Genomic DNA, 22,383 nt, shown 5'->3' with positions numbered 1-22,383 from the left:
TTCACCCATAAAAGCGCACACCGGCACACACGTGCCTGACGGCTTACAAGGATAGTCCAGGTCCGCCTCGCAAGATACCCTTTCCTTGCATTCTTAAGACTATTAATTCGACCTGGCATGAAAATTTCCCGCAAGGTGTGCAGATAACTCTTAATCCAGATTAAACAAAAGGTTTTACATAAAAATACTGAGCGCCGGGAGAGATAGATAAATCAAAGAATTAAGCGGCAGAAGCTTCACTTAAGATGCATCTGAAGCGCATGAAAAGCCATTTACCCTACAATTAATTACAGCCAAAACCACACACCAGGACTTTTCACGACTATTCTTAATAAGCTGTATCACGATCCCGCTGTGTGATTTTTACGAGGAGTTCTCAATGGAATATAAAGATCCTATGTTTGAACTGCTGAGCAGTCTGGAACAAATTGTTTTGAAAAATGAAGTAACGCAGCCGGTAACTCTGAGCAAAAAGCCGAATTCCTTTAGTGACTTTGAACAATTGCGACGCGGAACCGGGCTTAAGATTGATGACTTCGCTCGTGTAATGGGAGTCTCAGTATCAATGGTACATGAGTGGGAATCACAACGAATAACCCCCACCGCTACCGAAATGAAACTGATGCGTCTGATTCATGCCAACCCGACGCTCAGCAAACAGCTTATAGATTGAACGTTTTTCCACCAGAACCCCCGCTGAGCCGGGGGTTTGTTATTTCTGTTTTAGCCGAATGTTCCCAAAGCGCGCAGGACCATGGCGAAAAATCATTCACTTTCACTGCCATCACCCTTAAATAAACGCGTTACAAAATTTAACGCTTTTATTTTATAGCTCTGGCACATCCCTATGATCTGGTCATTGGAGAAAAATGCTCTCCGCTGACACTCCATACCCGCTAACGAGTCCCCCACACCAGTAGACCTAACCCTCTGTGCTTCAGCATTAAATTTCACGCGGGGCTGTTATTCAGCACTAATTTTTTGTGCGCGATTGCCGATGAATATGATGACTTAACTAAAAGCAGTAGGCCGGACGTGTAATCCCGATATCAACTTCATAAAGAAAGCGACTACACAAAGCGTTAGCACAAAACGCAACGCGGCGGCAGGTGCAAGCAATAATCAGGAACGCAGTTCCATAGAAAAGCCTTGTTCTGGTGCTACGGCAACAAACAACTAAAAGAGAATGAATGATGTCCAGATATATTCTGATTGTTGACGACAGCCGCCTGTCGCGCATGATTTCACGCCAGTTTGTCACAAATCTGCATAAAGACTGGAAAATTGACGAGGCCAGCACGGGCGAGGAGGCGATCGTTCTGGCTGAAACAATGGCGCCGTATCTGATCTTGCTGGACGTTAATATGCCGGGCATTGGCGGGCTGGAGACGGCTTCGCGCATTCGTAAAAGCCACCCGCAAACCCATATTGTTCTGCTCACTGCCAATGTGCAGAATTCTGTGCAAACCGCCGCTGAAGAACTTGGCCTTGGCTTCCTGCCGAAACCGCTGAAAGAGCCGCAGCTCCATGCATTGCTGAATAGTCTGGAGGAAAATCCATGAACGCACTGTCAGATATCAGCGATATCGAAGCCGACAGCCTGATGGAGATCTTCAACATTGGCGTCGGCCATGCGGCCGCAGCAATGAGTAATATCGTTAATGAAGAAGTACGCATGTCGGTACCGACCCTTCGCTTCACCACCCGCTCGGAAGCCGCGGACGAACTGGGCGCAGACATTTCGCTGTTTGGTATCAGCCAGCATTATAAGGGCGCGTATGCCACAGAAGCGATTCTGATGTTTCCGGAAGCTGCCAGTTTTGAAATCGTACGCATGATGGTTGGCGATCTGATCCCTGCCCATGAGCTGGGAGAGATGGAACGCGAAGCGATGAGCGAAATCGGTAATATCGTGCTCAATGCCTGTGTTGGTACGCTGGCGAATATGTTCCAGAAAGAGCTACAGGGCTCTCTGCCCGAGGTTCGCGTCGGCACCAGCAATCAGATCCTCAATCCGGACCAGGATGAAAATGATCCGATGGTGATGATGTTGCGCATCGATTTTGCGCTGGAGCGCCAGCAAATTCAGGGATATCTCGCATTTATCCTGGATATGTCCGCCCTGCAAGACTTACGTGAGCAAATCCGGCTCTATATCCTCCGCCTTGAGTCCGGTTGTGTTCCTGACGGAATGTAATCATGAAAGATAAGTTGTTACTGGATGCATTCTCGGCGCTCAGCCTCGGCGTAATCATCGTTGATGCGCAATACCGCATTACGTTGTGGAACGACTGGCTGGAAGCCCATACCGGTCTTGCCGCCAGCGAAACGCTGGGGGAGGATTTTTTTACTGTCTTTCCTGACTTGCAGTGTCACCGCGTGGGCGATGCTATTCGTCAGGCGATTGGCAACAATTTATCTGCTCTGCTGTCGCAGTCGCTGCACCGTTCTCCATTTCCGCTTTATGCCGAACCGGCACGACCTGCAGCCCGGCTGAGCCAGGCCGTGACGATTGTTCCGCTAGGTACAGCTGAACGGTTTTGCCTGATCCAGATTGTAGACGTTACAACCACGGTCCGCCGCGAATCCCTGCTGCGCGATCAGGCGCATGAATTATTATCACAATCACTGTCTGATGGTCTTACCGGCGTAGGCAACCGGCGTTACTTCGATCTCTGCATTGATCGCGAATGGCGCGCCAGCAAGCGCAACAACAAATCGCTGTCGCTGCTGCTTATCGATGTCGATCACTTCAAACGCTATAACGATTGCTATGGCCACCAGCGCGGAGATGAATGTCTGCAACAGATCGCGACCGCTATGCGTAATGCACTGGATCGCCCAACCGACATGCTGTTTCGCTATGGCGGCGAAGAGTTCTGCGCCCTGCTGCCGGAAACGCACTCCGCCGATGCGGTGGAAATCGCCGAACGGTTGCGTACCAGCGTTCAACGGCTGGATTTACCCCATATCAACTCACCCAACCGCATCGTCAGCGTGAGCATTGGTGTCGCCAGCCATAACCAGCAACAGCACACAGAATACGGTCAGCTTATTCAGAGCGCTGATGACATGCTATACGTAGCCAAACGCGCTGGCCGCAATAAGGTTGCTACCAGACAGCCGCAACTGGTTAAAAGCTTATAGTGTGAGACCATAAAAAAACCCGCCGAAGTGCTGAGGGATCCCCCCAACGCCTGAGCGGGTTTTTTCATTGCAGCTGACTTTTATTGCAGCAGGGAGATATCCGCCACCTGCAGGAACAATTCACGCAGTTTCGCCAGCAGTGTCAGTCGGTTGATACGCACATTTTTATCGTCGGCGTTTACCATTACTGTCTCGAAAAACTCATCGACCGACTCACGCAATTGCGCCAGTTCAATGAGCGCTTCCTGATAGCGACCTTCAGCAAAGAACGGCTCCAGTTTATCGCGCAGCACCACCAGATTACCCGCCAGCTTGATTTCGGCCGCTTCTTTCAACACCGAGGCGTGAACGATATCGTTTAGTGTTTCATCAGACTTCGCCAGGATGTTGGAAACACGCTTGTTGGCTGCCGCCAGTGCTGCTGCCTCATCCAGCGTACGGAAGTGTGAAACCGCCTTCATACGCGCATCGAAGTCCGCCGGTTTGGTCGGACGGCGCGCCAGTACGGCCTGAATAGTGTCAACACTGAAACCTTCGTCCTGATACCAGGCGCGGAAACGCCCCAGCATAAAGTCGATGACATCATCCACCACATTCGCGTTGGTCAGCTTGTCGCCGTACAAACGTACCGCTTCTTCGGTCAGCGTTTGCAGATCCAGCGCCAGACTCTTCTCAACGATAATACGCAGCACGCCAAGCGCAGCGCGGCGCAGCGCGAACGGGTCTTTATCGCCTTTTGGATGCTGGCCGATACCAAAGATACCCGCCAGCGTGTCCATCTTGTCAGCAATCGCCAGCGCGCAGGCAATCGGGTTCGACGGCAGTTCATCACCGGCGAAACGCGGCTGATACTGCTCGTTCAGCGCAACGGCAACATCTTCTGCTTCGCCATCGTGACGCGCATAGTGCATGCCCATCACGCCCTGGGTGTCGGTAAATTCAAACACCATGTTGGTCATTAAGTCACACTTGGAGAGCAAGCCAGCGCGGGTAGCATGATTGACGTCAGCACCAATCTGCCCGGCGATCCAGCCCGCCAGCGCCTGGATGCGGTCGGTCTTGTCGCGCAGCGTGCCCAGTTGCTGCTGGAACAGCACGGTTTGCAGGCGCGGCAGATGATCCTCAAGACGTTTTTTACGGTCAGTATTAAAGAAGAACTCGGCATCCGCCAGACGCGGGCGCACCACCTTCTCGTTACCGGAGATAATCTGCTGCGGATCTTTCGATTCGATGTTGGCAACGAAGATAAAATTCGGCAGCAATTTGCCGTCGTTACCGTAAACCGGGAAGTACTTCTGGTCGCCTTTCATGGTGTAGACCAGCGCTTCCGCCGGGACAGCGAGGAATTTCTCTTCGAATTTCGCCGTCAGCACCACCGGCCATTCCACCAGTGAGGTGACTTCTTCCAGCAGGCTGTCGCTCAGATCGGCATTTCCGCCGATTTTGCGCGCCGCTTCTTCGGCATCTGCTTTGATTTTGGCTTTACGCGCATCGTAATCGGCGATCACTTTGCCGCGCTCGAGCAGAATTTGCGGATACTGATCGGCATTATCGATGGTGAATTCCGGCTCGCCCATAAAGCGATGGCCGCGGATCACGCGATCGGAATTAATACCCAGAATCGTCGCCGGAACAACGGTGTCGCCCAGCAGCAGCGTAACGGTATGCACCGGACGCACAAACGTCACTTCCGATGCGCCCCAGCGCATCAGTTTCGGGATCGGCAGCTTAGCAAGCGAAGTGGCAACCATATTCGGCAGCAGCGTTTCAACGCTTTCGCCTTTTACATGGGCGCGATAGAGCAGCCACTCGCCTTTGTCGGTCGTCAGACGCTCGGCCTGATCGACGGTAATACCGCAACCACGCGCCCATCCTTCAGCAGCTTTGCTTGGTTTGCCTTCAGCATCAAACACCTGGGCAATTGCCGGGCCGCGTTTCTCAACTTCGCGATCCGCTTGCGATGCGGCAAGTTTTGCCACTTTCAGCGCCAGACGGCGCGGCGCGGCAAACCACTGCACGTCGCCATGGGCCAGGCCCGCAGCATCCAGTTCAGCAGTAAAGTTGGCAGCGAAGGACTCGGCCAGGCTGCGCAGTGCTTTTGGTGGCAGCTCTTCGGTGCCGATTTCCACCAGGAATGTTTTCTCAGACATGGCCGCCTCTTATTTATTTCTGTTGCACATCGGGAAGCCAAGTGCTTCACGGGAAGCGTAATACGCTTCAGCGACTGCTTTGGTCAGCGTACGGATACGCAGGATATAGCGCTGACGTTCCGTTACGGAGATGGCTTTACGCGCATCCAGTAAGTTGAAGCTATGGGCGGCCTTCAGGATGCGTTCGTACGCAGGCAGCGGCAGCGGGTTTTCCAGCGCCAGCAGCTTCTGCGCTTCTTTTTCATACTGCTCAAAGCAGCTAAACAGGAAGTCGACGTCTGCATATTCAAAGTTGTAAGTGGACTGCTCCACTTCGTTCTGATGGAAGACGTCACCGTAAGTGGTTTTACCCAGCGGGCCGTCGCTCCAGACCAAGTCGTAAACACTGTCTACGCCCTGAATGTACATAGCCAGACGTTCCAGACCATAAGTGATCTCACCCGTAACCGGTTTGCACTCCAGACCACCCACCTGCTGGAAGTAAGTGAACTGCGTCACTTCCATACCATTCAGCCACACTTCCCAGCCGAGTCCCCAGGCGCCCAGCGTCGGGTTTTCCCAGTTATCTTCCACGAAACGAATATCGTGAATCGTCGGATCCATACCCAGCTCTTTCAGTGACCCGAGGTACAGCTCCTGAATATTATCCGGGGAAGGTTTAATCACCACCTGGAACTGGTAATAGTGCTGTAAGCGGTTCGGGTTTTCGCCATAACGGCCATCGGTCGGGCGGCGGGATGGCTGGACATAGGCAGTCGCCATCGGTTCTGGCCCCAGCGCGCGCAAACTGGTCATCGGGTGGGAGGTGCCGGCGCCAACTTCCATGTCCAGAGGTTGAACGATGGTGCAGCCCTGACGGGCCCAATAATCCTGTAAGGTCAGGATCAGACCCTGAAAGGTCCTGGTATCAAACTTTTGCATATTCTTTCGTGCTGGATACGTGTGGATTTAAAGGAAGCGACCAGTATACCCGCTGACTGCAAGATATACAGTATGAAACGGAGGTGTTTAAGGAAAATTGGGAGAATCATACGGCCATTGACCATGTTCTGGGCGCTTAGCGCATCGAAAGATGTAGAAACTGCCCTTCTTCGTCAAAAGCGCAGACAAACGCCTCACTACGGGGTGTCACACCGCGCATTTCGTAACTGCCGCGAAATTGTTCAAAACCGGTAACGGAAATTTTTTGCGCTGCGGTATTGTAGCGATACGCGGCGTTTTGCCGACATAATTGCTCCATGTCGAGGGAGCGAACGGGGCCCGGTCTGGCGTTTTGCGCACGTTGCACGGGCGTAGCCGGCGCGGCGCTGCATCCTGCCACTAACAGTAGCAACATCGGTACAAGAGATTTCATCAATTTTATCACCGCCCGGTTCGCTGACTGTTATTTTTAAAGGGTAACAACAATAGTTTTGCAAAACTGTGGAAAACTGCACAAGCGGATGCGGGAAAACTCAGAATTATCCAGAGCATCAAGTGCATAAATGGCAGGTCAGAGGATATTTAACATTAAAAACAGAGGAACTGATGCAGTCGAAAATTTACTGGATAGATAATCTGCGAGGGATAGCCTGTTTGATGGTGGTGATGATTCATACCACTACCTGGTACATCACCAACCCGGCCAGTATTACCACTTTCGACTGGAATATCGCGAATCTGCTGAACTCCGCCTCCCGCGTTAGCGTGCCGCTGTTTTTTATGATTTCGGGTTACCTCTTTTTTGGCGAACGTAGCGCACAGCCACGCCATTTCCTGCGCATCGCACTGTGTCTGGTGTTTTATAGCGTTATCGCCCTGCTCTATATCGTGCTCTTTACCTCAATTAACAGCGAGTTATCTCTGCGTAACTTGCTGCAAAAACCGGTGTTCTACCATCTGTGGTTTTTCTTCGCAATTATCGTTATCTACCTGGTTTCGCCGTTGATTCAGGTGAAAGCGCTCAGCGGCAAAATGCTGCTTGTGCTGGTCGTAGTCACAGGCATTGTGGCCAATCCGAATACGGTGTCGCAGAAGATTGGCCACTTTGAATGGCTGCCCATCAACCTCTATATCAGTGGCGACACGTTTTACTACATCCTTTACGGCATGTTGGGACGGGCGATCGGCATGATGGAGACGCAAAGACGGCAGTTGACACTTTTCAGCGCGGCGATATTTTTGCTGGCGGTCTGGGGAATTTCGCGCGGTACGCTGCACGAACTGAGGTGGCGCGGCAACTTTGCCGACACCTGGTATCTCTACTGCGGTCCGCTGGTATTTCTCTGTGCCATCGCGCTGTTCACGCTGGTTAAAAATACACTGAACGATCGCACGCTGCCGGGCCTGGCGCTGATTTCGCGCCACTCGCTGGGGATTTACGGTTTCCATGCACTAATCATCCATGCGCTACGCACTCGCGGCATGGAACTGCGCAACTGGCCACTACTCGATATCGTGTGGATTTTTGTCGCCACGCTGCTGGCAAGCCTGGCGCTATCAATTCTGGTTCAGCACCTCGACCGACGGCGTTTCGTTAGCTAGCCATTCGCGCCCGCGCCCGATGCAACTGACGCGGCGAGGAAAATCCGGCAGCCTGCGCCGCCTGCTCCGCGCCTTGCCCCTGCAACAAGCTCTGCTCAGCAATCACCAGGCGTAACTGTTCAAGGTAGTCGCGCACACTGATGCCCAGATGTTGCTGGAACAGGCGCGTCAAATGGCGCGGGCTGACGTGCGCGCATTCAGCGATATCCGCCAGTTGCCACGCTTTTTGCGGCTCGGCGGTGAGTGCATCCTGCGCCCGATGCACTGCCGGGTGAAGATGATTGCGGTAGCGCAGCCACGGCGAAATCTGCGGGTCGTCCCCGGAACGGCGAAACCAGACCACCATTTCACGCGCCACCGACAACGCCGTTTCCGGGCCCCGCAGGCGGTTGATCAGATGTAAGGCCAAATCGATGCCGGAAGTGATGCCCGCACTGGTCCAGATGCCGCGATCTTCAATAAAGATACGGTTCTCTTTCACCTGCGCCGTCGGCGCTACCGCTTTTAAACGCGCAATCACATCATGATGCGTGGTGCACTGCACGCCGCTCAACAACCCGGCTTTCGCCGCCAACACCGCGCCTGAGCAGACGCACATCAGGGTAATGCTCTGATTGTGGATCTGAGGTTGCAGGCGCATCAACCAGTGCAGTACGAGACTGGCCTGCGGCGTGTTGAAAAAATTCGCCGAATCGCTGACGCCGGGCAACACCAGCAAACTTCCTGCCGGCAGTGTTTCCGGCAGCGGCGAGATGTTGCCCATATTCAGGCCAATCGATGTGGGTACTTCGGCGTCCGGCCCGATGTAATGCAGGCGAAAAGCATCCTGCGCCAGCACGAATGTTTCCGCCGGGCCGGTCATATCCAGTGCCAGTACTCCCGGCAACATCACAAACCAGACATCTATCGTCATTCGCATTCCAGGATTTCGTGGACGGTTTTAATCGTGGCAAAGCGGCCTTCCAGCACCGTTTCAGTACGATGGCGCAACGCATCGCAATCCAGCGTAATCCCTTTATGTGTCATCGGAAAGGTCAGCGTCGCTTCGCTGGCAAACGTCACACGATAACCTAAATCCGAAGCCACGCGCGCTGTGGTTTCGCAGCACTGTTCAGTGCGGATACCGCAGATAATCAAATGGTTGATATCACGCACGCGCAACCAGCGATCGAGCCCGGTATCGGTAAAAGCATTGTGTACATGCTTGTAGAAGGTAACGGCCGGTTGATGCGTCAGAAAAGGCATCGGCGCGACAAAACCACTTTCCAGCGAGAAGGGGCCGCTGTCAGCAACGTGAAAGATATCGACAACCGGAACGCCGCGCGCTTCACAGCCAGCAATCAGAGCAGAAATGGCCTGCTGAAAGTCAGGAAAATCCTTCTCCTGCCAGTATTCACGGTGAAAGAAAGATTGTTGTGTGTCGATATTGATAAGGGCGGTACGTGACATTTCAGGACTCCTTGCTCAGTGGGAATAATGCTATTCTGGCAAGGAGTGTTACATCTGCTAAGACCAAAAAAGGACAACCTCAGGGTAATTCCGGCCCACTGAAGAAAGTGAGCCGGAACAGTCAGGACATCAGCGGTAACAGCTGCTGATAGATGCGCCGGAACATCTCGCGACGCGAAGCGTACCCGGCATGACGTTCAGCATTCGGCAGGTGTTGTTGTTCAATAGGAAGCTGCGGTAACAGTGTTATCAGCGGGACATCCGGGTTCATTGCGACCTGCGCCAGCCGCGCAGCGCCCAGCGCCGGGCCAACATCGCCGCCGGTACGATAATCGAGTTGCAGGCCGCTGATATCCGCCAGCATTTGCCGCCACCAGGCGCTGCGCGCGCCACCGCCGATAAGCGTAATACTCTTCGGCATCACGCCGCAGGCATGCACCACATCCATGCCATCCGCCAGCGCATAACCCACACCTTCCAGCACCGCACGCGCCAGTTCACCCTGCCCGTGTTGATGCGTCAGGCCAAAGAAAACCCCCTTCGCCTGCGGGTTATTATGCGGCGTGCGTTCGCCGGAAAGATAGGGCAGAAACCAGAGATCGCCCGCCTTGTCGTCCGCCTGCTCCGCTGCGTGGATCAGGGCAGGCACCGATTCCAGACCCGTCAGCCGTGCTGCCCAGTCCAGGCAAGAGGCGGCGCTAAGCATCACCGACATCAGATGCCAGCGCCCCGGCAGCGCGTGGCAAAAGCTGTGCACTGCGCTCTCCGGCTTGCTCAGAAACCCTTCGCTGACCGCGAAATAAACGCCGGACGTCCCCAGCGAGAGCATCGCCTGACCGGCATCAGCCATGCCCACCCCTACAGCACCCGCCGCATTATCACCACCGCCCGCCACCACGGGAACAACGGGCATTGACCAGCGTCGCGCAACCTCCGGCAGCAGTTCGCCGGTTATTTCGCTACCTTCAAACAACGCAGGCATATGTGCACGAGTGAGCGAGCAGGCCGCCAGCATCTCATCGCTCCAGTCGCGCTTCGCAACATCCAACCACATAGTGCCCGCAGCATCTGACATATCGCTGGCAAAAGCACCGGACATTTTCAGACGCAGATAATCTTTGGGTAGTAATACCTTAGCAACTCTGGCGAAGATGTCCGGCTCGTGGCGCTGAACCCACAGCAGCTTCGGCGCGGTAAAACCGGGCATCATCAGATTGCCGGTAATAGTGCGGGAATTTTTCACCTGCGCTTCCAGCAGCTTGCACTCTTCGCCACAGCGACCGTCATTCCACAAAATGGCCGGACGTAGCACGCGGTTTTCATTATCCAGCAGCGTGGCGCCGTGCATCTGCCCGGCAAGTCCGATGGCCTTCACCTGCTGTAACGAATGCGCGGCAGCCAGTGCCTGAATTGCACGATCCGTCGCCTGCCACCACTGTTCAGGATCCTGCTCGGACCATAATGGCTGCGGGCGCGATACGCTGAGTTTTTCCGTATGAGAGGCCAGCACATCCCCCTGCTCACTGAGCAGAATAGCCTTCACGCCTGAGGTGCCGAGATCGATCCCGATATACATAGTGACCACTCCTGTTGATGTGCGCCGCGTTACCCACGGCGCAGCACCGGTTACTTGTCGAAGAGGTAATGATTGACCAGATTTTCCAGTTGTTCCTGATGACCGCTCTGATGGCGCGGTGCCAGGTTCTGTTGCTCAGCGTACTTCGCCAGCTCCGTGAGGCTAAGCTGCCCCTGCAAAATTTGCTGGCCCAGCTCACCATTCCAGCCTGCGTAGCGCTTCGCAACGCGTTTATCCAGCTCGCCATCTTCCACCATGCGAGCGGCCACTTTCAGCGCCAGCGCCATGGTATCCATTGCGCCGATATGTCCGTAGAAGAGGTCATATTTATCGGTGCTCTGGCGACGCACTTTGGCGTCAAAATTCAGCCCACCAGTGGTGAAACCGCCTGCCTTGAGAATTTCATACATCACCAACGCATTCTCTTCCACACTGTTCGGGAACTGATCGGTATCCCAGCCGAGCTGCGCGTCGCCGCGGTTCGCATCCACTGAGCCGAACAGCCCCAGCGCGATGGCTGTAGCAATTTCGTGATGGAAAGAGTGGCCCGCCAGCGTGGCGTGGTTGGCTTCGATATTGAGCTTGATCTCTTTCTCCAGACCAAACTGCTTCAGGAAGCCATACACAGTGGCTGCGTCGTAATCGTATTGATGTTTAGTCGGCTCCTGTGGTTTCGGTTCGATAAGCAGTGTGCCTTGAAAACCAATTTTGTGTTTGTGCTCAACCACCATATGCATAAAGCGGCCGATTTGTTCACGCTCCTGGCGCAAATCGGTGTTCAGCAGGGTTTCATACCCTTCACGCCCGCCCCAAAGCACATAGTTTTCGCCGCCAAGCTTATGGGTGGCGTTCATCGCCGTCACCACCTGGGTGGCGGCCCAACTGAAAACTTCCGGATCGGGATTGGTCGCCGCGCCTGCGCCATAACGCGGGTTGGTAAAGCAGTTCGCCGTCCCCCACAGCAACTTCACGCCGCTCTGTTGCTGTTTTTCAGCCAGCACATCTACCATCTGCGCAAAGTTATTGAGGTACTCTTTCAGTGATGCACCTTCAGGAGAGACATCGACGTCATGGAAGCAGTAAAAGGGGACGTTCAGCTTATGGAAAAACTCAAAAGCGACATCAGCTTTGCGTTTCGCCTGCTCCATAGCCTCGCCAGGGTGCTGCCATGGGCGATCAAAGGAGCCCACACCGAACATATCCGCGCCATTCCAGCAGAAGGTGTGCCAGTAGCAAGCGGCAAAACGCAGGTGATCCTCCATGCGCTTACCGAGCACTAGCTCATCCGGATTGTAATGACGAAACGCTAAAGGATTCGTAGTTTTTGGGCCTTCATAACGAACCCGATCCAGCTGATCGAAATAAGCTTGCATAATGAGCTCCATTGGCGAGTGAACAATTCTGAAGTAATACTGGATTCTCTCTCTGGCTTGCTCAATTACGTTATTTCACACCGCCATTAAGAGAATACACAAACGTGCGCTGGCTCGCAAAATAACACCGATTATTGTTGCGTGTTGCCTTCCTCATTTTTATGCAAAATCGATTTTTCTTTTTTTAAAATAAGATCGCGGTCATAAATCAGCAAATAAACCAAAAAACGTAATGCGTGGATAAAAATCAGTAATTGCTAAGTTGACGTTCCGTGTTAAAAATTTGCTCGTCCAAAGCAGTGCATGTTTCTTTTATCTCGCTCATCACCCTACGAAAGGTATTACTATTATGAAGATAAAGAATCTTTGCCTTACACTCTGCGCCTCCCTGCTCCTTGCCAGCGCCGTTGGCCATGCCAAAGAAGTGAAGATTGGTATGGCGATTGACGATCTGCGCCTTGAACGTTGGCAAAAAGATCGCGATATTTTTGTTAAAAAAGCCGAATCGCTCGGCGCCAATGTGTTTGTTCAATCCGCTAACGGCAATGAAGAAACACAAATGTCGCAAATTGAAAATATGATAAACCGTGGCGTTGATGTCCTGGTTATTATTCCCTACAACGGTCAGGTATTAAGCAACGTAATAAAAGAAGCCAAACAGGAAGGTATTAAAGTTCTGGCTTATGATCGCATGATTAATAATGCCGACATCGATTTCTATATTTCCTTCGATAATGAAAAAGTCGGGGAATTACAGGCGCAAAGCCTGGTCAAGAAAGTGCCGCAAGGGAATTATTTTTTAATGGGCGGCTCACCGGTGGATAATAACGCTAAGCTGTTCCGTGCCGGGCAGATGAAAGTGTTAAAACCGTATATTGATAGCGGAAAAATAAAAATTGTCGGCGATCAGTGGGTCGACGGTTGGCTGCCGGAAAATGCGCTGAAAATAATGGAAAACGCGCTCACCGCTAACAACAACAAAATCGATGCTGTAGTCGCTTCAAATGATGCCACCGCTGGCGGCGCAATCCAGGCGCTTAGCGCCCAGGGCCTGGCAGGGAAAGTCGCCATCTCCGGCCAGGATGCGGATCTCGCCGGGGTAAAACGGCTGATTAACGGTAGTCAGACAATGACCGTCTACAAGCCGATTACGCAGCTTGCCAACACGGCGGCGGAAATTGCCGTTGAACTGGGCAATGGCCAGCAGCCGAAAGCAGATACTACGCTCAACAACGGTCTGAAGGATGTCCCGTCCCGCTTGCTGACGCCTATCGAGGTGACGAAAGACAATATCGACGCCACTGTCATCAAAGATGGTTTCCATCAGAAAAACCAGCTCTAGCACGTTCGGCGCGCCTCTCCATTGTGGGGCGTGCCCTCCGCCTCCTCTTTCAGGCGTTGTCAGACCAGCAAATGACGTGGAGCAGCTATGCCTTATTTACTCGAAATGAAAAACATCACCAAAGCCTTTGGTGTTGTGAAAGCCATTGATAATGTCAGCCTGCGATTGAATGCTGGTGAAGTGTTATCACTGTGCGGCGAGAATGGTTCCGGTAAATCAACACTGATGAAAGTCCTGTGCGGGATCTACCCGGCGGGCAGCTACGACGGGGAGATAGTGTTTGCCGGTGAAACCTTGCAGGCCAGCCATATCCGCGACACCGAACGTAAAGGTATCGCTATCATTCACCAGGAACTGGCGTTGGTGAAACACCTGACGGTGCTGGAAAATATTTTCCTCGGCGCGGAAATCACCCGTAATGGCGTGATGGATTACGACCTGATGACGCTGCGTTGCGAAAAACTCCTTAACCAGGTGAACCTGGCCATTTCACCCGACACCCGGGTAGGTGATTTAGGACTGGGGCAGCAGCAACTGGTGGAAATTGCTAAAGCGCTAAATAAGCAGGTACGGCTGCTTATTCTGGATGAGCCGACAGCCTCGCTCACCGAAAAGGAAACCTCGGTACTGCTGGATATCATCCGCGACCTGCGCAACCATGATATCGCCTGTATCTATATTTCCCATAAGCTCAATGAAGTCAAAGCGATATCTGACATGGTTTGTGTCATTCGCGATGGCAAACATATCGGCACTCGCGATGCGACGGGCATGAGCGAAGATGACATCATCACCATGATGGTTGGTCGCGAACTCACGGCGCTTTATCCCAGCGAGCCACATACTACCGGCGCGGAGATCCTGCGCGTTGAACACCTGACCGCCTGGCATCCGGTTAATCGCCATATTAAACGCGTCAACGATGTCTCCTTCAGCCTGAAACGCGGCGAAATACTCGGTATCGCCGGGTTAGTCGGCGCTGGCAGAACGGAAGCCGTACAGTGCCTGTTCGGCGTGTGGCCGGGCCGCTGGGAGGGCACGATTTACCTTGATGGCAAGCAGGTGGAGATCCACAACTGCCAGCAGGCCATTGCACACGGCATTGCGATGGTGCCGGAAGATCGCAAAAAAGATGGCATCGTGCCGGTTATGGCGGTGGGAAAAAATATTACCCTTGCGGCGCTGGATCAGTTTACCGGCGCACTCAGCAGCCTGGACGATGCTGCAGAGCAGGCCTGCATTTTACAGTCTCTACAACGGTTGAAAGTAAAAACTTCATCGCCATCGCTTGCCATTGGTCGCCTCAGCGGCGGCAATCAGCAAAAGGCGATATTGGCCCGCTGCCTGCTGCTCAACCCGCGCATTTTAATCCTCGACGAACCGACGCGCGGTATTGATATCGGCGCGAAGTATGAAATCTACAAACTCATTAACCAACTGGTGCAGCAAGGGATTGCCGTCATCGTTATCTCATCCGAGCTGCCCGAAGTGCTGGGATTAAGCGACAGGGTGCTGGTGATGCATGAGGGCAAGCTGAAAGCCGATCTTATCAATCGTAATCTGACCCAGGAGCAGGTCATGGAAGCGGCACTGAGGAGCGAACATCATGTCGAAAAGCAACCCGTCTGAAATGAAGCTATCCACGGTCTCACCGGGCATATTTTCCGGTCTGAAATCCCTCAACTTACAGGTCTTTGTCATGATTGCTGCCATCGTGGTGATCATGCTGTTTTTCACCGGGATGACCGATGGCGCTTACCTGAGCGCGCGCAATATCTCTAACCTGCTACGCCAGACCGCCATCACCGGTATTCTGGCAGTCGGTATGGTGTTCGTCATTATTTCCGCAGAAATTGACCTCTCCGTTGGCTCAATGATGGGCCTGCTCGGCGGCGCAGCGGCAATTTTTGATGTCTGGCTCGGTTGGCCGCTACCGCTCACCGTGGCGGTAACGCTGGTGCTCGGTCTGCTGCTTGGCGCATGGAATGGCTGGTGGGTGGCCTACCGTAAGGTGCCGTCATTCATCGTCACCCTCGCCGGTATGCTGGCGTTTCGCGGCGTGTTAATCGGCATCACCAACGGCACCACGGTTTCTCCCACCAGTGCGGCAATGTCGCAAATCGGCCAAAGCTACCTGCCAGACGGTGTTGGTTTCGGCGTCGGCATTCTGGGCATGGTGGTGTTTGTGCTCTGGCAATGGCGCGGGCGGTTACGCCGCCAGTCTCTCGGCCTCACAACACCAGCCGCCACCAGCGCGATTGGTCGTCAGGCGCTTATCGCAGTGATTGTGCTGGGCGCTATCTGGTTGCTCAATGATTATCGTGGCGTTCCCACGCCGGTGCTGCTGCTGGCGTTTCTTCTGCTGGCCGGGATGTTTATGGCTACGCGAACCGCGTTTGGCCGCCGGATTTACGCCATCGGTGGCAACCTGGAAGCCGCCCGGCTTTCCGGTATCAACGTTGAGCGTACCAAGCTGGCGGTATTTGCCATTAACGGTTTGATGGTGGCAATCGCCGGGTTAATCCTCAGTTCACGCCTCGGTGCGGGCTCGCCTTCGGCAGGGAATATTGCCGAGCTGGACGCCATTGCCGCCTGTGTAATTGGCGGCACCAGCCTCGCAGGCGGGATTGGTAGCGTTGCGGGTGCCGTAATGGGGGCATTTATTATGGCCTCGCTGGATAACGGCATGAGCATGATGGATGTGCCCACCTTCTGGCAATACATCGTCAAAGGCGCGATTTTACTGCTGGCGGTGTGGATGGATTCCGCGACCAAACGCCGGGCCTGAAAAGGGTGATGAATACAGGCGCGATCACACTGCCGGATCTTTTTTATCCGGCAGTGTGCTGGATATGATAATCAGAGTAGGTGGAAAGCTAGGAATCCCAGAGACATGTTTGAAAAACGCCATCGCATCACGCTGTTATTTAATGCTAATAAAGCCTATGACCGCCAGGTTGTCGAGGGTGTAGGCGAGTATTTGCAGGCGTCGCAATCCGAGTGGGATATCTTTATTGAGGAAGATTTCCGCGCACGCATTGAAAATATTAAAGAGTGGGTCGGCGATGGTGTTATTGCCGATTACGACGACCCGGAAATAGAACAGGTATTGGCCGATGTTGATGTCCCGATCGTCGGCGTTGGCGGCTCCTATCACACACCGGAAAGCTACCCTGCGGTTCATTATATCGCCACCGACAATCACGCGCTGGTTGAGAGCGCATTCTTGCATTTGAAAGAGAAAGGCGTACACCGTTTTGCCTTTTACGGCCTGCCCGCGTCCAACAGTAAGCGCTGGGCTGCTGAGCGTGAATATGCTTTTTGCCGACTTGTCGCGCAGGAGAAATACCGTGGTGTAGTCTATCAGGGACTGACCACCGCGCCGGAAAACTGGCAGCACGCACAGAACCGGCTCGCCGACTGGCTACAAACGCTACCCCCGCAAACCGGCATCATTGCCGTTACCGACGCCCGCGCCCGCCACGTTCTGCAAGTGTGCGACCATCTGCATATTCCTGTGCCGGAAAAGCTGTGCGTGATTGGCATCGATAATGAAGAGCTGACCCGCTATCTCTCCCGCGTCGCGCTCTCTTCCGTGGTACAGGGTACGCGGCAGATGGGCTACCAGGCGGCGAAATTACTGCATCGTCTGCTGGATAGCGAAACCTTACCACTTCAGCGGCTGCTGGTGCCGCCAGTGCGGGTGGTGGAACGACGCTCGACTGATTACCGATCGCTGAACGATCCGGCTGTCATCCAGGCGATGCACTACATCCGCAATCATGCCTGCAAGGGGATCAAGGTCGATCAAGTACTGGATGCTGTCGGTATTTCGCGTTCCAATCTGGAGAAGCGCTTTAAAGAGGAAGTGGGGGAAACCATTCATGCGGTGATCCACGCGGAGAAACTGGAAAAAGCGCGTAGCCTGCTGATTTCAACATCGCTCTCGATCAACGAAATTTCACAGATGTGCGGCTATCCGTCGCTGCAATATTTCTATTCCGTCTTCCGCAAAGAGTACGACAGCACGCCGAAAGACTACCGCGACCGCTACAGCGAAGTGCTAATATAGCGCACAAAGAAAAACGCCTTCCACAGGGAAGGCGTTTTATCGAGGAAAACAGTTACATATGTGCTGCGATTAACTGCTGATTATCCTGATACATGGCAAACAGATAATTGTTGTAACTCGCGCCGCGAGTCGAGTAACCCTTCAGCTTATGAATCATGTTTGAAGCCGTCACTTCCTGATCGGCCTTGCGTAATTGCGCGCGGGATTTACGGAACGACGCATAAGCAGAGTGCGTGTTCAGATTTGTGACATAAGCCTCCACCGACTCCTGCAAGGATTCAAAGTGGGAATAGCCGTTCACCTTACCCGGGCCATTTTTACAGGCACCTTTGGCACACTTCATACCAAACAGATTGTTATTGGTACGCGCGAGTTTGGATGTACCCCAGCCGCTTTCCGCCGCCGCCATGGTAGCGACCATACTGTCAGGAATAATATCCACGCGCTCCAGCAGCGTGTTCCAGGGGATACGGCGCGTATTCCCGGACCAGCTCACTTTGTAGCGGTTGGCAATATCCTTCAGGCGCGAGCGTTCTGCAGGCGACCATTGGCTGTCGTACTGTTTCTTTTGCAGCCAGTTACGCTCGGCGGTAATCGCTGCGTTTTTACTGGTTATGTAAGGCATTACTGTCCGGAGAAACGCTTTTTTCCTTGGGGTTCCGGAAGGGTATTTTCGCAAATCAGGAAGTGGACTGCTATTTACACTATTGCGAGAATACTCTTGTTTACTGCTTGCCTGTTTTTTTACGTTTGCCTTAGTGACGTGGGCTTTGTGACTCGCTGTTTCTGTGTGCGTCTTTGCCAGCACCCCACCCGAAAATATAAGGGTGAAAAACATGAGTATCGTCGCCCCAGGTCGTCGCATGGGTATCGATATCATTAGGTCTCCTGGTCGGATATGAACATTCCAACACCTTCTTTTTTGCATAAATTTGAGGGCTGAACCTCGAATCATACCAAAAATAGCGTACAAGAGCACGTACAGAAATAATCCAATTCCGAAACCATGTCACCAGGGAATGGTGTAGAAAATGGACAGAGAGTGATAATTGTGGTGGTTATCGCAAATCTATGACGTTCTGTGTGGCATATCACTCACCCGTTGTTCTCCTCCCTGGCGATAACGCGCACAGGATGAGTCGGCTCTGTTCTCAGCGTGGCAAACTGAAAGAAACCGCCGTTAACGGGACATCAGATGAAACACGCCGCGCTTTCACTGCTATTTATACCCTGCTTCGCTTTTGCCGACTGGTCTGTGAGCCATTTCCCTGGCTTAACCAACGATGGCACCGGTCTGTGGCGCAGCCAGACGATGCTGAAAAAAGGGGCTTATCCGCTCACATTGCAGGGGGGCCAGCAATGCTGGCAACCTGCTGAAGAAGTAAAGCTCAATCAGATGTTGTCCCTGGTTCCCTGCGCAGGCAGCGCGCCACAGTGGCGCATTTTCCGCGATGGCGATTACCAGTTGCAGCTCGATACCCGTTCCGGCACGCCCACTCTGTTACTGAGCGTGAAAAGCGAGAACACCGACACCCGCGCAAACGTGGCGCGCCAGTGCCCGGTGCGCAGCGATAAGCCGTTGACGATAGACGTCGGTGCAACCTTCCCGGAAGGCAGCCAGGTGCGCGATTTCTACAGCCAGCAAACCGCCACCGTCCGCAACGGCAAAATCACCCTTCAGCCTGCGGCAGAAAGCGATGGACTGCTGCTGTTAGAAAGAGCCGAAACTCATGGCCCGGCCCCCTTCCAGTGGCATAACGCCACCGTTTATTTTGTTTTAACCGACCGTTATGTGAATGGCGACCCGTCAAATGACAATAGCTACGGACGGCACAAAGATGGTATGCAGGAGATTGGCACCTTCCACGGCGGCGATCTGAAAGGCCTAACCAGTAAACTCGATTATTTGCAACAACTGGGCGTGAATGCGTTATGGATAAGCTCGCCGCTGGAGCAGATCCACGGCTGGGTAGGCGGCGGCACGAAAGGCGATTTTCCCCATTACGCCTACCACGGTTACTACACGCAAGACTGGACGCGGCTGGATGCCAATATGGGCCGCGAAGAGGATTTACGCACGCTGGTAGATGAAGCACACCGACGCGGGATCCGCGTGTTGTTTGACGTGGTGATGAACCACACCGGCTACGCCACACTTGCAGATATGCAGACGTATCAGTTTGGCGCGCTTTATCTGAAAGAGGATGAGCGACGCAAAATCCTCGGCGAACACTGGACAGACTGGAAGCCCAGCGCCGGCCAGACGTGGCACAGTTTCAATGATTACATCAATTTCAGCGATAAAACGGCGTGGCAAAACTGGTGGGGCAAAAACTGGATCCGCACAGATATCGGCGATTATGACAACCCCGGTTTTGACGATCTGACCATGTCGCTGGCGTTTTTGCCGGATCTGAAAACAGAATCGACCACGCCATCCGGCTTGCCCGTCTTCTACCAACATAAACCGGACACCCACGCTCAGGAGATTGCCGGTTACACGCCACGAGATTATCTGACCCACTGGCTCAGCCAGTGGGTGCGCGATTATGGTATCGACGGTTTTCGCGTAGATACCGCCAAACACGTAGAACTGGCAGCCTGGCAGCAACTCAAAACCCAGGCGACAGAGGCGCTGGCTGAGTGGAAAAAAGCCAACCCGCAGAAGAAAATCGATGATACGCCATTCTGGATGACCGGCGAATCCTGGGGCCACGGCGTCATGCGCAGCGCCTACTACGACCACGGTTTCGACGCGATGATCAATTTTGATTATCAGGAGCAGGCCGCCAGCGCCGTACCGTGCCTGGCAAATATGGATACTGTCTGGCAGCAAATGGCGGACAAGCTGCAAAGCTTTAACGCCCTGAGTTATCTCTCCTCACACGATACGCGCCTGTTCCGCGAAGGCGGCCAACAATCGGCAGAGCTGTTATTGCTTGCACCAGGCGCAGTGCAAATCTTCTATGGCGATGAATCCGCACGTCCGTTTGGCCCCACGGGATCCGATCCGCTGCAAGGCACGCGTTCGGACATGAACTGGCAGGATCTTGACGGCAAAGCAGCGCAAAGCCTGCGCCACTGGCAAACCCTGGGCCAGTTCCGCGCGCGCCATCCGGCACTGGGCGCGGGAAAACAAACCTCGCTGACACTGCCGCAAGGATATGGATTCGTTCGCGAGCAAGGAGAAGACAAAGTCATGGTTATCTGGGCAGGTACACCCCCACACTGAGCCATAAGGCAAACATCAGAATATTATGCCAACAAAAAATACTTATTTAGTATAAACAGCTAGAATCGTCACGGCGCGGCAATTTGCACACTGCTCTGCAGAGCGTTATGGTTAGCCACTTTGAACAGTAGCCCGACAGAGCAGTAGCGATGACATTTTCACTTTTCGGCGACAAATTTACCCGCCATGCAGGCATTACACGCCTGATGGAGGATCTCAATGACGGTTTACGCACCCCTGGCGCCATCATGCTCGGCGGCGGTAACCCGGCACAAATCCCGGCTATGACCGATTACTTCCATAACCTGCTTGCCGGGATGGTAGAAAACGGCAAAGCGACTGATGCGCTGTGCAATTATGACGGCCCGCAAGGCAAAACCGAGCTGCTGACAGCTCTGGCCGGGATGCTGCGCGAAGAGTTGGGTTGGGATATTGAACCACAGAATATTGCACTAACAAATGGCAGCCAGAGCGCGTTTTTCTACTTATTCAATCTCTTTGCAGGCCGTCGTGCCGATGGAACCACCAGAAAAGTATTATTTCCGTTGGCACCGGAGTACATCGGCTACGCGGATTCCGGGCTGGAAGAGGACTTATTCGTCTCGGCGCGACCTAATATTGAACTGCTGCCTGATGGCCAGTTTAAATACCATGTCGATTTCGAACATCTGCATATCGGCGAAGAGACCGGGATGATTTGCGTTTCACGGCCAACTAACCCAACAGGTAACGTGATCACCGATGAAGAGTTAATGAAACTCGATGTGCTGGCAAATCAGCACAACATTCCGCTGGTGATCGATAACGCTTACGGCGTGCCTTTCCCGGGCATCATCTTTAGCGAAGCACGTCCACTGTGGAACCCGAATATCATCCTGTGCATGAGCCTGTCGAAGCTGGGTCTGCCGGGCAGTCGCTGCGGTATTATCATCGCCAACGATAAAATCATCTCCGCCATTCGCAATATGAACGGCATCATCAGCCTTGCACCAGGCGGTATCGGTCCGGCAATGATGTGCGAGATGATTAAGCGCAAAGACCTGCTGCGCCTCTCCAAAGACGTGATCAAACCGTTTTATTACCAGCGGGTTCAGGAAACCATCGCCGTTCTGCGCCGTTACCTGCCGGAAGAACGCTGCCTGATCCATAAACCAGAAGGGGCAATTTTCCTCTGGCTGTGGTTCAAGGATCTGCCCATCAGCACCGAATTACTTTATCAGTGCCTGAAAAAACGTGGCGTGCTAATGGTGCCGGGCGATTACTTCTTCCCGGGGCTGGATAAACCCTGGCCGCACACGCATCAGTGCATGCGCATGAACTATGTGCCGGAACCCGTACTTATCGAAGCCGGAGTGAAAATTCTCGCCGAAGAGGTTGAAAAAGCCTGGCAAGAAAACGAGGCCTGAAGAGCGTTTAAAAAAGCCATCGCCGTCCGACGTTTGATCGATGGAATAGCATTACACGCTCGCTGGAAGCCGCACGTCCAACCGGCGATTTGCCATGAGGCAGCCATACGCGC

19 protein-coding genes are annotated in these 22,383 nt (G+C 53.5%); 11 read left to right on the top strand and 8 right to left on the bottom strand.

Translation table 11 applies throughout. From position 1 onward, the window contains the following. Window positions 1–379 precede the first annotated feature (379 nt). The 4 genes from BM427_RS18940 (at window position 380) to BM427_RS18925 (ending at window position 3,147) form a co-directional block, all read left to right on the top strand. Window positions 380–673 carry an HTH-type transcriptional regulator gene (locus BM427_RS18940; protein WP_090124183.1) on the top strand — a complete coding sequence of 98 codons (294 nt, stop codon included), beginning with the start codon at window positions 380–382 and terminating at the stop codon, window positions 671–673. 517 nt (window positions 674–1,190) lie between these two features. Further along, on the top strand, window positions 1,191–1,562 hold the full coding sequence (locus BM427_RS18935; RefSeq protein WP_090124180.1) for a response regulator: 372 nt from the start codon (window positions 1,191–1,193) through the stop codon (window positions 1,560–1,562). Beyond that, window positions 1,559–2,197, top strand: coding sequence for a chemotaxis protein CheC (locus BM427_RS18930; RefSeq protein ID WP_090124177.1), 639 nt, complete (start codon window positions 1,559–1,561; stop codon window positions 2,195–2,197). The genes BM427_RS18935 and BM427_RS18930 overlap by 4 nt, the downstream gene beginning before the upstream one ends. A 2-nt stretch (window positions 2,198–2,199) precedes the next feature. Next, complete coding sequence (locus BM427_RS18925) at window positions 2,200–3,147, top strand: sensor domain-containing diguanylate cyclase (RefSeq protein ID WP_090124174.1); 948 nt, start codon at window positions 2,200–2,202, stop codon at window positions 3,145–3,147. 80 nt (window positions 3,148–3,227) lie between these two features. Here the strand turns inward: BM427_RS18925 and glyS are convergent, their stop codons facing one another. The 3 genes from glyS to BM427_RS18910 form a co-directional block, all read right to left on the bottom strand. Continuing rightward, window positions 3,228–5,297 carry a glycine--tRNA ligase subunit beta gene (gene glyS, locus BM427_RS18920; RefSeq protein WP_090124171.1) on the bottom strand — a complete coding sequence of 690 codons (2,070 nt, stop codon included), beginning with the start codon at window positions 5,295–5,297 and terminating at the stop codon, window positions 3,228–3,230. Window positions 5,298–5,306: 9 nt separating this feature from the next. Further along, window positions 5,307–6,218 (bottom strand): glycine--tRNA ligase subunit alpha, encoded by a 912-nt coding sequence (glyQ, locus tag BM427_RS18915; RefSeq protein ID WP_035886762.1) that lies wholly within the window; start codon window positions 6,216–6,218, stop codon window positions 5,307–5,309. Between the two features lie 136 nt (window positions 6,219–6,354). Next, a complete protein-coding gene (locus tag BM427_RS18910) occupies window positions 6,355–6,651 on the bottom strand; it encodes a YsaB family lipoprotein (protein ID WP_175539144.1) in 297 nt (98 codons plus the stop codon). A 173-nt stretch (window positions 6,652–6,824) separates the two neighbouring features. Here BM427_RS18910 and BM427_RS18905 point away from each other — a divergent pair, with 173 nt between their 5' ends. Next, window positions 6,825–7,820, top strand: coding sequence for an acyltransferase (locus BM427_RS18905; RefSeq protein ID WP_090124168.1), 996 nt, complete (start codon window positions 6,825–6,827; stop codon window positions 7,818–7,820). Here the strand turns inward: BM427_RS18905 and BM427_RS18900 are convergent. The 4 genes from BM427_RS18900 to xylA form a co-directional block, all read right to left on the bottom strand. After that, entirely contained in the window at window positions 7,813–8,733 is a 921-nt protein-coding gene (locus tag BM427_RS18900; RefSeq protein ID WP_090124164.1) for a GlxA family transcriptional regulator, read from the bottom strand. The genes BM427_RS18905 and BM427_RS18900 overlap by 8 nt on opposite strands. Next, complete coding sequence (locus BM427_RS18895) at window positions 8,730–9,269, bottom strand: isochorismatase family protein (protein ID WP_090124161.1); 540 nt, start codon at window positions 9,267–9,269, stop codon at window positions 8,730–8,732. Before BM427_RS18895 ends, BM427_RS18900 begins: the two co-directional genes overlap by 4 nt. A gap of 121 nt (window positions 9,270–9,390) precedes the next feature. Beyond that, window positions 9,391–10,845 carry a xylulokinase gene (xylB, locus tag BM427_RS18890; protein WP_090124159.1) on the bottom strand — a complete coding sequence of 485 codons (1,455 nt, stop codon included), beginning with the start codon at window positions 10,843–10,845 and terminating at the stop codon, window positions 9,391–9,393. Window positions 10,846–10,895: 50 nt separating this feature from the next. Next, a complete protein-coding gene (gene xylA / locus BM427_RS18885; protein ID WP_090124156.1) occupies window positions 10,896–12,218 on the bottom strand; it encodes a xylose isomerase in 1,323 nt (440 codons plus the stop codon). A 349-nt stretch (window positions 12,219–12,567) separates the two neighbouring features. On the opposite strand from xylA, the gene xylF reads away from it, so the two are divergent. The 4 genes from xylF (at window position 12,568) to xylR (ending at window position 17,632) form a co-directional block, all read left to right on the top strand. Continuing rightward, window positions 12,568–13,560: a D-xylose ABC transporter substrate-binding protein gene (xylF, locus tag BM427_RS18880; RefSeq protein ID WP_043956119.1), complete on the top strand. Its 993-nt coding sequence runs from the start codon at window positions 12,568–12,570 to the stop codon at window positions 13,558–13,560. A gap of 87 nt (window positions 13,561–13,647) precedes the next feature. Next, window positions 13,648–15,189 carry a xylose ABC transporter ATP-binding protein gene (locus BM427_RS18875; protein ID WP_090124152.1) on the top strand — a complete coding sequence of 514 codons (1,542 nt, stop codon included), beginning with the start codon at window positions 13,648–13,650 and terminating at the stop codon, window positions 15,187–15,189. Then, a complete protein-coding gene (gene xylH / locus BM427_RS18870; RefSeq protein ID WP_090124149.1) occupies window positions 15,167–16,348 on the top strand; it encodes a xylose ABC transporter permease XylH in 1,182 nt (393 codons plus the stop codon). Before BM427_RS18875 ends, xylH begins: the two co-directional genes overlap by 23 nt. Window positions 16,349–16,453: 105 nt before the next feature. Next, a complete protein-coding gene (gene xylR / locus BM427_RS18865; protein WP_090124146.1) occupies window positions 16,454–17,632 on the top strand; it encodes a D-xylose utilization transcriptional activator XylR in 1,179 nt (392 codons plus the stop codon). 52 nt (window positions 17,633–17,684) lie between these two features. Here xylR and BM427_RS18860 read toward each other — a convergent pair whose 3' ends face one another. Then, window positions 17,685–18,512 (bottom strand): protein bax, encoded by an 828-nt coding sequence (locus tag BM427_RS18860; RefSeq protein ID WP_090124143.1) that lies wholly within the window; start codon window positions 18,510–18,512, stop codon window positions 17,685–17,687. Between the two features lie 315 nt (window positions 18,513–18,827). On the opposite strand from BM427_RS18860, the gene BM427_RS18855 reads away from it, so the two are divergent. Together BM427_RS18855 and avtA are read left to right on the top strand one after the other, a co-directional pair. After that, complete coding sequence (locus tag BM427_RS18855; protein ID WP_090124140.1) at window positions 18,828–20,864, top strand: alpha-amylase; 2,037 nt, start codon at window positions 18,828–18,830, stop codon at window positions 20,862–20,864. A 149-nt stretch (window positions 20,865–21,013) separates the two neighbouring features. After that, window positions 21,014–22,270, top strand: coding sequence for a valine--pyruvate transaminase (gene avtA / locus BM427_RS18850; RefSeq protein ID WP_090124137.1), 1,257 nt, complete (start codon window positions 21,014–21,016; stop codon window positions 22,268–22,270). Window positions 22,271–22,383 lie beyond the last annotated feature (113 nt).

Origin of the sequence: Kosakonia arachidis, assembly GCF_900116535.1 — a bacterium.
Classification (GTDB): Bacteria; Pseudomonadota; Gammaproteobacteria; order Enterobacterales; family Enterobacteriaceae; genus Kosakonia; species Kosakonia arachidis.
This window is presented reverse-complemented; position numbering and strand designations above follow the sequence as displayed.

Bases quoted from the DNA above. Each gene is read 5' to 3' on its own strand.
- BM427_RS18940 (WP_090124183.1), top strand. From the start codon at position 380: ATGGAATATAAAGATCCTATGTTTGAACTGCTGAGCAGTCTGGAACAA.
- BM427_RS18935 (WP_090124180.1), top strand. From the start codon at position 1,191: ATGATGTCCAGATATATTCTGATTGTTGACGACAGCCGCCTGTCGCGC.
- BM427_RS18930 (WP_090124177.1), top strand. From the start codon at position 1,559: ATGAACGCACTGTCAGATATCAGCGATATCGAAGCCGACAGCCTGATG.
- BM427_RS18925 (WP_090124174.1), top strand. From the start codon at position 2,200: ATGAAAGATAAGTTGTTACTGGATGCATTCTCGGCGCTCAGCCTCGGC.
- glyS (WP_090124171.1), bottom strand. From the start codon at position 5,297: ATGTCTGAGAAAACATTCCTGGTGGAAATCGGCACCGAAGAGCTGCCA.
- glyQ (WP_035886762.1), bottom strand. From the start codon at position 6,218: ATGCAAAAGTTTGATACCAGGACCTTTCAGGGTCTGATCCTGACCTTA.
- BM427_RS18910 (WP_175539144.1), bottom strand. From the start codon at position 6,651: ATGAAATCTCTTGTACCGATGTTGCTACTGTTAGTGGCAGGATGCAGC.
- BM427_RS18905 (WP_090124168.1), top strand. From the start codon at position 6,825: ATGCAGTCGAAAATTTACTGGATAGATAATCTGCGAGGGATAGCCTGT.
- BM427_RS18900 (WP_090124164.1), bottom strand. From the start codon at position 8,733: ATGACGATAGATGTCTGGTTTGTGATGTTGCCGGGAGTACTGGCACTG.
- BM427_RS18895 (WP_090124161.1), bottom strand. From the start codon at position 9,269: ATGTCACGTACCGCCCTTATCAATATCGACACACAACAATCTTTCTTT.
- xylB (WP_090124159.1), bottom strand. From the start codon at position 10,845: ATGTATATCGGGATCGATCTCGGCACCTCAGGCGTGAAGGCTATTCTG.
- xylA (WP_090124156.1), bottom strand. From the start codon at position 12,218: ATGCAAGCTTATTTCGATCAGCTGGATCGGGTTCGTTATGAAGGCCCA.
- xylF (WP_043956119.1), top strand. From the start codon at position 12,568: ATGAAGATAAAGAATCTTTGCCTTACACTCTGCGCCTCCCTGCTCCTT.
- BM427_RS18875 (WP_090124152.1), top strand. From the start codon at position 13,648: ATGCCTTATTTACTCGAAATGAAAAACATCACCAAAGCCTTTGGTGTT.
- xylH (WP_090124149.1), top strand. From the start codon at position 15,167: ATGTCGAAAAGCAACCCGTCTGAAATGAAGCTATCCACGGTCTCACCG.
- xylR (WP_090124146.1), top strand. From the start codon at position 16,454: ATGTTTGAAAAACGCCATCGCATCACGCTGTTATTTAATGCTAATAAA.
- BM427_RS18860 (WP_090124143.1), bottom strand. From the start codon at position 18,512: ATGATATCGATACCCATGCGACGACCTGGGGCGACGATACTCATGTTT.
- BM427_RS18855 (WP_090124140.1), top strand. From the start codon at position 18,828: ATGAAACACGCCGCGCTTTCACTGCTATTTATACCCTGCTTCGCTTTT.
- avtA (WP_090124137.1), top strand. From the start codon at position 21,014: ATGACATTTTCACTTTTCGGCGACAAATTTACCCGCCATGCAGGCATT.